The 11,789-nt window shown below is 53.9% G+C and carries 12 protein-coding genes; 4 read left to right on the top strand and 8 right to left on the bottom strand.

The window, feature by feature from the left end:
- Nucleotides 1-243: 243 nt before the first annotated feature.
- The 8 genes from WMW72_RS23610 to WMW72_RS23640 form a co-directional block, all read right to left on the bottom strand.
- Complete coding sequence (locus WMW72_RS23610; protein ID WP_341418037.1) at nt 244-1,197, bottom strand: Cthe_2314 family HEPN domain-containing protein; 954 nt, start codon at nt 1,195-1,197, stop codon at nt 244-246.
- A 32-nt stretch (nt 1,198-1,229) separates the two neighbouring features.
- Entirely contained in the window at nt 1,230-1,664 is a 435-nt protein-coding gene (locus WMW72_RS23615; protein ID WP_341418038.1) for a hypothetical protein, read from the bottom strand.
- Nucleotides 1,665-1,746: 82 nt separating this feature from the next.
- Entirely contained in the window at nt 1,747-2,514 is a 768-nt protein-coding gene (locus WMW72_RS35665) for an RES family NAD+ phosphorylase (RefSeq protein WP_423227588.1), read from the bottom strand.
- A 99-nt stretch (nt 2,515-2,613) separates the two neighbouring features.
- Nucleotides 2,614-2,778, bottom strand: coding sequence for a hypothetical protein (locus WMW72_RS23620; RefSeq protein WP_341418039.1), 165 nt, complete (start codon nt 2,776-2,778; stop codon nt 2,614-2,616).
- A gap of 544 nt (nt 2,779-3,322) precedes the next feature.
- Nucleotides 3,323-4,825, bottom strand: coding sequence for a 23S rRNA (uracil(1939)-C(5))-methyltransferase RlmD (gene rlmD / locus WMW72_RS23625; protein WP_341418040.1), 1,503 nt, complete (start codon nt 4,823-4,825; stop codon nt 3,323-3,325).
- Nucleotides 4,812-5,801 (bottom strand): diacylglycerol kinase, encoded by a 990-nt coding sequence (locus WMW72_RS23630; RefSeq protein WP_341418041.1) that lies wholly within the window; start codon nt 5,799-5,801, stop codon nt 4,812-4,814. Before WMW72_RS23630 ends, rlmD begins: the two co-directional genes overlap by 14 nt.
- A gap of 276 nt (nt 5,802-6,077) precedes the next feature.
- Nucleotides 6,078-6,857 (bottom strand): sirohydrochlorin chelatase, encoded by a 780-nt coding sequence (locus WMW72_RS23635; RefSeq protein ID WP_341418042.1) that lies wholly within the window; start codon nt 6,855-6,857, stop codon nt 6,078-6,080.
- A gap of 433 nt (nt 6,858-7,290) precedes the next feature.
- Complete coding sequence (locus tag WMW72_RS23640) at nt 7,291-7,581, bottom strand: YerC/YecD family TrpR-related protein (protein ID WP_010494821.1); 291 nt, start codon at nt 7,579-7,581, stop codon at nt 7,291-7,293.
- Between the two features lie 306 nt (nt 7,582-7,887).
- Between WMW72_RS23640 and WMW72_RS23645 the strand changes: the two genes are divergently transcribed.
- The 4 genes from WMW72_RS23645 (at nt 7,888) to WMW72_RS23660 (ending at nt 11,785) form a co-directional block, all read left to right on the top strand.
- Entirely contained in the window at nt 7,888-8,466 is a 579-nt protein-coding gene (locus WMW72_RS23645; protein WP_341418043.1) for a hypothetical protein, read from the top strand.
- A 364-nt stretch (nt 8,467-8,830) separates the two neighbouring features.
- Nucleotides 8,831-9,481, top strand: coding sequence for a TetR/AcrR family transcriptional regulator (locus WMW72_RS23650; protein ID WP_341418044.1), 651 nt, complete (start codon nt 8,831-8,833; stop codon nt 9,479-9,481).
- Nucleotides 9,478-11,037: a DHA2 family efflux MFS transporter permease subunit gene (locus WMW72_RS23655; protein ID WP_341418045.1), complete on the top strand. Its 1,560-nt coding sequence runs from the start codon at nt 9,478-9,480 to the stop codon at nt 11,035-11,037. Before WMW72_RS23650 ends, WMW72_RS23655 begins: the two co-directional genes overlap by 4 nt.
- A 394-nt stretch (nt 11,038-11,431) precedes the next feature.
- On the top strand, nt 11,432-11,785 hold the full coding sequence (locus WMW72_RS23660; RefSeq protein ID WP_341418046.1) for a winged helix-turn-helix transcriptional regulator: 354 nt from the start codon (nt 11,432-11,434) through the stop codon (nt 11,783-11,785).
- Nucleotides 11,786-11,789 lie beyond the last annotated feature (4 nt).

Consider the following 11,789-nt stretch of genomic DNA (forward strand, 5'->3'; position numbering starts at 1 on the left):
TCGTCTCTAAGACGTAGCTGACGGTTCTACACAAATTGAAGCGTGGCGAATCCCTGTCCAACAAGTTGTTTTGTATGGACAAGGGTTTGATTTTCCGAATCGTGGGTTGGCAAATCCACAATTCACCGCCGCGTGATGCTTAAATTATTTGGGATAGTAGCCTAGAGTCCTACCAACCCACTTCTTTAGCTACCCGCTTAACTTAATTGACGAACTTATCATCTTCTGTTCCGAGTCAGTTTCTTAGAGCCCCTCTTTCGATAACAGTTTCGCTTTTAGGATATCCAACATCTCCGCCAACAACGGATACAACATTTGAATATTCTTGCTCGCATTAACCATGTTATTAAAGTGACTCCATTCACTATCGACACGATGAATATAATTTTCTTTCACAATATGATGAAAATTATCCTGTCGTAGTTGATGTAACTCTTTGTATTCCTCCGTTTCATATATGGATAACGCATGAGATAACAATTCAGGATTTTTACCAGGCTGATCAGAGTAGTGCCGTATAAATTGCTCGAAGGTACTGATTTTGCCCAAGCCAGTATACTGATGTAAAATAACTGCCAATTTATCAAATACAGAATAAATTCGAATTATGGCAGACTCGATAAAATACGTATAGTCCATATTCTTAAAATATACTGTAACATCATGTAGCTCTTGGTCTGTCTCTTTCGCTCTTCCAATTAAATAACACGCATAACGCAGAGAATTTGTGGCCTCATGTAATCTAAAAATAGGATCAGTATGTCGGAGAATATACTTCGATTTCTCATCCAATTTTCTAAGATATGGTGCAGCGACCGGCAATAACCCGGTGATATCAAAGATCAGGTTGGAAAGAGATTTAAACGAATTTTCTAACCGATTGTACAACTCCCCAGCCATTTCTGTAGGAATTAGCTTATTAATTTTTACACTATTTATGGGGATACTCCATCTAAATCGAGCCAAGTCAATTGGTTGAATGCGAATGAAACATTCCTTTTGGAAACGCTCAATAAAGAAATGTATAACCTCATATAATGCTTTTACGTTTAAGAAACATGATTCTGCTAATTGCTTCAGATCATCATCCTTTTCATACTCTACATGGACAGAGAGCTCATGATCATTGCCTATTCGAATAGCTTCAATCGCAGATAAATGATTTTTCTCCACTAAATCTTTGAGTAATCGTAACACTTTACTTTTTGCAAATACTTCATCCTTCTTTATTACTTATAGATCTGGCTATATTTCCAAGAGCGGTTGTTAAAATCGTATCCATAAACCAATCCGGATAAACGAAGTGTTCTTTCCCATACACCTATTATGTGATGTGATGCATTAGCAAGAAAATATCGCGAACTAAAAAAGCTTCTATCATCTTTTTGACTTAGTCGTTCTTCATACAGAGAAATTTCACATGCAGCTAAATAAGTATACCTGTGGATATCCTCAAGAAGGGAAAATAGAAAACCATGATAGGAATGTTGGAATCTTGCTCTCTCCATTGCTTCGTCTGTATAGCATGTATTCTCCTGTTCTAAAAACTCATCCCTTGTTTCTATACAAATCGAAGCCGCTTTGTCAAATAGTGGGTTGATCCACTCATTCTGGTTCATTACGTCCATACATCGCTGCTTAAGTTCTTTCAATCTATTACTCATTTTGACCCCCTGCAAATAGCGATAATAATCTGCCGCCGATGGATACACATAGGAATGAGCTTGTCGGCTGCGCGGTGCTTGTTCAATGACTACTGGATGTCCTTGAGAACCTTCGGTTCTTATCCCGCTCCGCCAAGATTTCCTCCTTAGAGACTTGTTGGAAATCCAAGACGAAAATCCAGGGTTTCACTTTTTCATAGTCCAAAAGGACGTAATTGTATCCTTCATGGAACCGGACACTGGGGTATCGGATAGCATCGAAGCCTGCTGATCGGGCCACATCCGCAACGAACCGAGTGAAAACGTAATGTGATTTATGCCAACCCTCCCCCTCAGCCGGAGAACTAAGCAACGAAGACCACTGGATGGCTTGAATAATGCTATTCTCCTCAAGCTGTTCATCCATCAAATCGAGAACCTTCAGTGGCTCGGATACCTCGATTCTCCCTAGCATAATACCCTCGTTTGGCATCCGCATTTCATAGAAGCACGTCACGAGATCCTCAGCCAAGTAATATACTTGGTTGCCAGCATGATTGTACCTTCCTTCGGCAATGATCCCTCTTTTGGGTGCCATAAAGTCGATACTGGAGAAGCTATGCTTGGAGTCACACTTTCGCGCTCTGAACATTGGAGCTGGAAGGCTGATTACTGGGGTATGCTTAGATAGTCGATGGATTTCATCGAACACAGTCTGAGCAAACGGATGACTCAATAATAAAAAGGGGGTCTGTTCAGCAAGAGTAGCGATTTCCTCTACATCTGTTTCAAAACGAGTGGGCACATCAAACTTTAGCTCATAGGGACTGAAGAACTCGGTAACGGGCCCCCCGCAATGTGGGCATGTCATCTGTTGAACGAGATAATAGAACTCCGATTCCGTGAAGGCATCACATAATCGAGTCCCATGATAAAAGGAATCCAACGTAATCGTATTTCGTTGAAAATCTTAATCCCGGTTATTTATCCCGGGCCATGTTCGAATAAACTCCTCTGCGCAACCCTCGCAATAAAAGGTGTCCGCATTAAACCACGATTCCAGCTCGATATCGAAAAGCATGGACATTTCTTCGAACCGCTCATCCAGTTCCTCCGTTATTTTCTGTGCTTTCATAGCGCTGAGTCGCCCCTCTCCTGTCAACAAGCCGATGACCGTCTCCCTTACGATCCGAAATGGAAAACGGCTCCTTATAAAAAAGTATCATTTCCATATTCGTACTTGGAATGATTCTTGGGAGATGATGCAGTTCATACTCAGAATTATCACTTTCCCAAGACCAACAACATTCGATAAACGACTGCAAAAGCGGACAAGGATACTCAAACCTGATATTCATCCACATTCAACTCCGGAACCAGGTATGTTTAACGGACATCATTTCAGCCGCCTTCCCCGTTCAATATGTACGCTTATTCGCTTGCTCCTACTATAACGATTTTAGCAAGCAAAACAGCAAAAATCCACAACCTGATGGGGTTGTGGATTTACATGGTGGAGGCGAAGGGAGTCGAATTGAAACACCCGAAAAAGATTTAGGCATCCCCCAATTAATCTATTAATTTCGTCAACAATCAGTCAACTCTACTTTTTTTAAGCCTCTGTTTCACACTTCCATCCCATCTGTACTACTCCCCAAACCCGCTCCACCACTGTAATCTCAGCCCTCTGTACCATTCCTCACCAACAAAGCCACAGATTCTACGTGAACGGTATGCGGAAACATATCCACCGGCTGCACCTCCACCGTCCTATACCCGCCATCCTCCAGCACTCTCAGATCCCGTGCCAGCGTCGACGGATTACAAGACACATACACCACCCGCTCCGGCTGCATAGCCAGGATCGTCTCCAGCAGCGCGGCGTCGCAGCCCTTGCGCGGCGGGTCGACGACGATGACGTCGGGGGCGATGCCCTGCTGGCGCCAGGCCGGGATGACGACCTCGGCGGGGCCGGTCTCGAACTGGACGTTGCGCATGCCGTTCAGCTGCGCATTGGCGCGGGCGTCGTCGATCGCCTCGGCGACGATCTCGACGCCGTAGACCTTCCTCGCCTGCTGGGCGAGGAACAGGGAGATCGTGCCGATGCCGCAGTAGGCATCGATCACGGTCTCTTCGCCGGTCAGCGCGGCAAAGTCGAGGGCCTTGCGGTACAGGACCTCGGTCTGTACCGGGTTCACTTGGTAGAACGATCGCGCCGAGATCGCAAAGCGAATGTCGCCGATCGTATCGTAGATTACGTCACGGCCCCACAGCACGACCGTGCGGTCGCCGAAGATGACGTTCGTGGTCCGCGTGTTGATATTCTGACAGATGCTCGTCACGCCGGGCACGGCCTCACGGATCAGACCGACCAGCTCGTCCCGGTGCGGGATGGACTCGCCGTTGGTGACCAGCACGACCATGATCTCGCCGGTATGGAAGCCATAGCGGGCGACGACATGCCGCAGCAGGCCGCGGCCCGTCTCTTCGTTGTACGCGCGGATGCCGAGCGAATCGGCCGCTTGCTTGACGACGCGGACGACGTCGTCATTCTGCTCGTGCTGGATCAGACAGGCGTCCATGTCGATGATCCGGTGGCTGCCCTGTGCATAGAAGCCCGCGACCAGGCCGCCTTCTTCACTGCCCGGTCCCGCAGGGTTGTAGCCGATTGGCACCTGGGCCTTGTTGCGGTAGCGCCAAGGCTCGCTCATGCCGAGCGTTGGGTGAACGACGATACCCGTCGACTCACCCTCGCCCTCACCCGCCACCTGCAGCTTGCCGATCCGCTCCAGGTTGTCCACCACGAGCTGGCGCTTCCAGCGGAGCTGGGCGTCATAGCTCAGGTGCTGGAGCTGGCAGCCGCCGCACTGGCTGTAGATCGGACAGGGTGCGTCGACCCGGTCGGGGCTCGCCTCGACGATGCCGAGCAGCTTGGCGTAGCCGTACTGCTTCTTCAGCTTCAGTACCTTGACGCGGACCTTCTCGCCCGGCAGCGCGCCTTGCACAAAAAGGGTAAAGCCGTTCACACGGCCTACCCCTTCCCCGTCATGTCCGAGGCCGACGATGTCAGCCAGATACTCTTCATTCTTCGCCACGGGAAGATCGCGCAGCTCTGCACCTTGTGCCGCTCCGGGCGACTGTCGGCTTGCGCCGCCGCGGCGTTTGGATTTATTCGTTTTCATGCTCGTTATCGTCTCCGGTCTTCGGTTTCCACAGATTCATCAGATTCAGCGGATTATTGTTCTTGTAGGTCGTCTGCCCCGTCTCATCGACGAAGATGTTCAGATGCTGAGGCAGGTTGGTGAAGATGCACGGCAGCGTGCCGCCGAATTCGCCGTCCAGGTTGAGCTGGACATAGTCCGGCGAGGTGACCTGGATATGCTTGGTTTGCAGGTAGATCACATGCGAGTCATTCAGATGCTCGCCGCGCAGCGCCAGCGAGACGACGCGGATGAACTCCGCGAGGTTGCACTTGCGCAGGATCAGCACGTCGAACAGACCGTCGCTGAGCGACGCATCCGGCGCCAGGCGCTCGAAGCCGCCGACGGAGTTGCTGTTCGAGATCAGGAACAGCATGACCTCCTCGTGCAGCTCGACCTCTGGCGTTCGGATGTAGACCTCGATCGGACGCAGCCGTGGCAGCTTCTCGAGGCCCTTCATATAGTAGGCCATCTGGCCGATCATCGTTTTCAGCTTGCTGGGCACCTCATAGGTCAGCTCGGTCATCGAGCCGCCCCCGGCGATGTTGATGAAGTAGCGCTGATTCACCTTGCCCACGTCGATCGGGCGCGCGTGCTGACGCAGGATGACATCGACGGCGCCTTCCCAGTTGCGGGGGATGTTCAGCGCCCGGGCGAAGTCATTGGTCGTTCCCAGCGGCAAAATGCCCAGCGGCGGCCTGTTCTCTTTTTCGGCCATCCCGTTGATAACTTCATAGAGCGTACCGTCCCCGCCCGCCGCGATGACGATATCGAAGCCCCGCGCCACCGCATCGGCGGCGGCCAGTGTAGCATCGCCCTCCCCGATGGTCGCATGCGTGCTCGTCTCGAGTCCGCCGCGCTCCAGCCGCTGTAAGATCTCCGGAAGACGCTTCTTCATCTCTTCGCGTCCCGAAGACGGATTATAGATCAACCTTGCCCGTTTGGCCCGTTCTGCCATATCTGCTCACCCGTTCACCCCAAGTAATAACGCCGTGCGGCGCCCTGACCCTTGACCCCATGTTAACCTTTACTTATGGATTCGGCCCTGCCGTCAAAAATCCTGTTCCCACCCGGCGGACGTCATCCTACTTATTTAACCGTTCCTGCGTCACTTGCCACGCACGCACGGACTGGTAGCCCTTTCAAGCCGCAATGCCTTAATCTGCGTCCAGACTAACTGCGATCCATTACCCGTCAGCAGCCTCTGCAAGCATCGGCAAAGCTCAGAGCCGTGCTATCCCGCATACCCGCACTGTTCCAGCATCCCGGCGATCTGACGCTCCATCCACAGGGACACACCCGGATGCGGCAGCAGCGACTGCCCGTTGTAGCGATATTCGCATCCCTCGAAGCGTTCCGGGATCACCTGCCCGGTAAAATACCCCTCGCTGAGGAATAGCGGAGCGACCAGCACCGTGCAGCCCGGCAGACGGCGGCTCCAAGTCCGCAGCTTCCACCCGACCTGATCGGGCAGCAGCATCACGCCGTCCGCTCCGGCATAGCCGCCGAGCGTCTGGATGCGAGCAGCCAGCTTCTCCAATCCCTGCCGCCAGGCAGTATGGAAGCCTTTCTCTACACTGCCGTGTCCGACGAGGAGCACAAGCTCCTGCTCAGGACACTCGGACAGCGGACTCAGCTTCTCATGCACGATCTCGGCGATCAAGGGATCATCGTCGATCGGCTGGGCGAGGTGAATCGCGGCCTTGATCCGGAAGGGCTCCATGTCGGTAGGAAGCAGCGGCGACAGCTTCATGCCGAGTGCATAGCTGATCTCATCGATATGTGTGCTGCCGGAGGAGACGAACAGCGGGATGACGATGATGTCCGTCACGCCCTGCGCCTCCAGCATGTCGATGCCGTCCTGGATGAGCCGTCCCTCGACGATCTCCAGATAAGCGGATACGATCAGAATTCCGGGCGGCAGCTGCACCGCATGGACGGCCTCGTCCACAAGCCTTACCCATTCCTCGCTCCGGGAGCCGTGACTTATGACTAATATCCCGTATTTTACCACACTGCACGCCCCCTCTCCAAAAACGAGCCGAGTTTTTCGCACATGAACACGAAAAATCCCGCTCAGCGGCGATCAACGCGACCGAGTAGGATTCGCTTCTTGCTATGTTGCCCCCGCCTGAGAGGCCGGGTGAAGCCGGTGTTCTTCGCTGCTGCTGAGATCACCCAGGACTCAGAGCTAAGAAAGCCTCTGTTGACGCTGCACATCTGCCCGGCCCCCGGAGAGACTGCTGATCATCCAGACAGCCGAGCTCCTTCCGGCAAAGCAAAGAACTGATCCGGCCTTCCGTTGCCTGCGCGCCGTTACAGCCTCCGCCGCTTGTCCAGGGCTATCCTCAACCTCACGCCTGACAAACGCTGACAGGCTGCCCCATTGTCCTCCGCAGCATGGCCCCGAACGACGGTGCAGCCGCCAGCCTTGGGCACTAACAGCTCTAGCGTCCGAGCCGCTCCAGCGTCATTTTATAGCCGTCATTGCCATAGTTCAAGCAGCGCTTGACCCTGGAGATCGTCGCCGTGCTGGCGCCTGTCTCCGCTTCGATCTGATTGTACGTATTGCCCTTGCGCAGCATACGCGCTACCTCCAGACGCTGGGACAGCGACTGAATTTCGTTCACCGTACACAAATCGTCAAAGAATACGTAGCATTCCTCTATATCCTTGAGCGTCAAAATCGCTTCGAACAGTTGGTCTATCGCTTTATCGTTCAACTTCTTCAATTGCATTAACGTTCAACCCCTCGATGATCGATCAAACCCTATCTTACTCTGAAATGGGTTCGGTTTACAATGGAATCACACACCAAACACTCTAGTATTCGACGCGCCTATCTAAAATCCTTCCTTTTCGTAAGTATAACATCACTTTTAAGCGATAAAGTGCTAAATCCCCAATAGGCCAAAATCTACAAACCCGTGACAGGAGTCCATACCATCCATTTGCCTAGCACATACATTATACAAGAAAACCGATGATGGATGAAAGTCCGCCGCAGCAGGACTGCGAGATTTTGGATAAAGGAATGAACAGCCATGACATGGACGAAACAAACGATCGGCAACCGCGGCATCGTTCCGCGAGCCTCAGCCCTGCCGGGAGGCCGTGGAAGAGCGCCTTATGGCTACGGCTCACGACCGCCGGTGCAGACGCGGAGCTTGACGCAGGGAAGCTATGCCGATTCCAGCCTCTTCGGCAATTACCCGGGCCTCGGAGGCGCGGAGCTGCCGGTTCAGCAAGCAGCGGCCCTCGTGCCGCAATCTGTCGCCCCGGCCCAGGGAGGCGGCGGTGCGCTCTCCGGTCTGGCCTCGATATTCGGAGGCGGGGGGAGCAGCGCCGGAGGAAGCGGCAGCAGCTTTAACATTCAGCAGATTAAGCAAGTTGTCGACCGGATGGGCGGCATTGACGGGATCGTCGACACCTTCGGCAAAATGCAAAAAATGGTCCAGAGCGTCCAGCAGATGGCGCCGATGATCAAGCTGCTGATGGGCTCCTTCGGCAAAGGGAAGAAAGCCGCGGCAGAAGAGGAAGCCGAAGAAGCTTCCCGCCGCAGACGGCGCCGCAAGCGCAAGACTGCCGGAGCACGCGGCCGCAAGCGGAGATCACGCCGCTAACGGCCGAAGCCGGATGGCAGCTCGAGAGGGAAGCCACGCTCTCCCCTCCATTCTGTAAGGCTTCAGCTGAAGCGCGGGGAGAGACCGGCAGCAAGGCCAAGCCTTATCAGCCTTGCTGCCTGAAGCTCCATATAAGCTATAAGCTTTGGCTGCTCCCGGTCATTTTGCCGGAGGCAGCCTTTTTTCTTGCCTGGTCGTTCTGCTTGTGTCTGGGACAAGCCTTCCCTGCCACGCTCTTCCGATCGGCCATGCACCTTCTGGTATCTTCCACTTTCTATATTGACACAACCGTCAACCAATGCTATATTTTTAACTGACACAACCGTCAATTAAACTAATTCCAATACTTTGGAGGTTCACCATCATGTCCCCTCGCTCGCCCGAGCAGAATGAGAAAATCCGGGAGGAACGACTCCAGCAAATCTTGAAGGCCGCCGTGCAGGTATATCTCGAGAAGGGCCTGCATGCTTCAGATATCACAGATATCGCCAAGAAAGCCGGATTGGCCCGCGGGCTCGTGTACTACTACTACAAGGACAAGAATGAGATTTTTCGCGCCATGTATGAGCAGTTCATCCGTCAGGCCAAGGATTACAGCCTGTTCACCCTGAACGCCGAAGTCGATCTGCTCGCCAAGCTGCGAGCCTATGCAGGCTTCTTCCTCGTGTCGGCCAAGATGAGGCCCCATATGGTGCTGGTCTACCGGAATATGTGGCAGGATATCCCTGTTATTTTCGGGGACGAAGCGCCTGAAATTCTGGCCAATCATCACGAGAATACAAACGGACCGCTCATCCAGCTGTTCGAGCAGGGGATCGCAGCAGGACGACTCAAGGCCTTGGACCCCAAGGTGATGTCATCTGTGTTCTGGGGAGGATTAGACGGGGGAATGGACGTATTCCTGAAGCATAAGCTTCCGTCGCAGGATGAAACCGATGAACTGATCGAAAACATGGTGACCATGATTTTGGACGGCATTACCATGCCCAATTCCAAAGGAGATGAACGCGCTTGAGTCCCAAACGTTTGAATGCTGTGATGGGCGCCCTGCTGCTCAGTCTGTTTCTGTCCTCGCTCGACCAGACGATTGTGTCTACGGCACTGCCGACGATCGTCGAGAAGCTCGGCGGCTTTGAGCAGATCTCATGGGTGTTCACGGTCTATATGCTGAGCTCGACCGCGATCATGCCCATCGTCGGCAAGCTGTCCGACATGTACGGGCGCAAGCGGTTCTATATCGCCGGTCTATTCACCTTCATTCTCGGCTCGGCGCTATGCGGAGTTGCGCAGGATATGACGCAGCTTATTATTTTCCGCGGCATCCAGGGGCTCGGGGCAGGCGGGCTGATGCCGATTACCTTCACCCTCATCTTCACCCTGATGCCGCAGGAGCGGGCCGGCAAGTTCCAGGCGCTGTTTATGGGCGTATTCGCTCTCTCCTCCATCGTTGGCCCCAGCCTCGGGGCCTTCATCACCACGTATATGAGCTGGCGCTGGAACTTCTACATCAACCTCCCGCTCGGTCTGATCGCCTTTGGCGTTCTCGCCTGGGCCCTCGTCGAGACGAAGGACACGGCTAAGAAACGCAAAATCGACTATGCGGGGGCGTTCTGGCTGATCACGACGACTGTCCTCACCCTGCTTGCGCTCAAGCTGGGCGGCGTCAGCTACCCTTGGGGTTCCTGGCCGATCCTCACGCTATTTGCCGGCGGGCTCGCCGGACTGCTAATGTTCCTGTACACCGAGAAGAGGGCCGAGGAACCCATTCTTCCCCTCGAGCTGTTCAAAAACCGCACGATCGCCGGCTCCAGCGCTGCGACCTTCCTGCAGGGCATGATCATGTTCGGATCGCTGCTCTATATCCCGATCTTCATCCAGGGCGGACTCGGCGGCGATGCCGGAGATGCGGGAAGCGCGCTCACGCCGATGATGTTCTCCGTCATGATCGGCATGCTGTTCAGCAGCGCCACGATGCGCTTCCTGAGCTGGCGGATGAGCACGCTGCTGTCGATGCTGCTCGCCGGAGCCGGAGCATTTATCGTCACCCTGCTGCCGCTCGATGTGAATCCATGGACGCTGCGCGCCGACATGCTGCTGCTGGGCATCGGCATCGGTATCCTGATGCCGATCTCGCAGATGGCGATCATGACGAATGCCCCGGCGCGCTTCCAGGGCGTGGCCGCTTCTACCGTCTCCTTCTTCCGCTCGGTGGGCGGGGTGTTCGGCTCTGCCGTCATGGCCGTCATCGTGAATCGGCATATGGCCTCCTCGATCTCAGCGGAAGCGCCCAAGCTGGGCATCCCGGCCGACAAGCTCGAAGCGTTCACCAGTCCCCAGGTGCTGCTGCATGCAGGCCATCAGGTACCGGCTCCTGTTCTGACCATGCTGAAGAATGCACTCGGCGATGCCGTTCACACGGGCTTCTGGCTGCTTGTCGCCGCTGCCCTCACAGGCATCGTGGTGTCGCTGTTCATGGGCCGTTCCCGCTTCGACCTGGAGGCGCACAAGCGCATGCAGGCCGCTTCAGCCTCGGCCTCCGGCGAGTCCAAGACAGCCATGGATATTGGCTAGAACGCGCGATCTGGTTAAAACAGACACAAGCCTGGCAAGCTCCCTTTGGAGAGTGCCAGGCTTGCTTGCATAGAGGAAAATTGCCCCTCGCTAATCCCCTTCGTCTCACAGTCTCACTCGCAGCCTCAAGTTCCACTGCCTCACCTTCCCCAGCTCCTCAGGATCGCCTCAACTTTCACCCGCTAAACCATAAACCTCCCTTATCTTTAATCTCCTGAACCAATAAGGGAATCAATAATTAAATATGCAGATGGCTTAAGGCACGAATATTTCGCCTACTAAGACAGGAGGGCCGGGAAAAGTAACCGGATCGGATTTTCTGCCTTGGTTAGCTGTACAGAAAACGGGGGTTTGATATAATCAGAGACAAAACAGCGAACGGAGGTTCACGAACATGCTAACCTTTCGAGATACCGAATACAGCTGCACATCCGAAGTTACCTTGAGCTTGATCAGCGGCAAGTGGAAAATCTTGATCCTCAGCTTCCTGGCCAAAGGCACGCTGCGCTTCAACGAGCTTCAGAAGCTGGTACCGGATGCGACCCAGCGGATGCTGACCTTGCAGCTGAGAACCTTGGAGAAGGACGGTCTGATCGCACGCACCGTATACGCCGTCTCCCCTCCGAAGGTAGAATACACACTAACCGAGTTTGGCCAGCGGCTGGTGCCGATGCTGAGCATGCTTTGCCGGTTTGGTGCCGATTACGTAGAAGCTCATGGCTCAACGGCTCCGGAGCCGCAAGCGTGATCTT

Source organism: Paenibacillus filicis (genome assembly GCF_038070315.1).
Taxonomy (GTDB): domain Bacteria; phylum Bacillota; class Bacilli; order Paenibacillales; family NBRC-103111; genus Paenibacillus_G; species Paenibacillus_G filicis.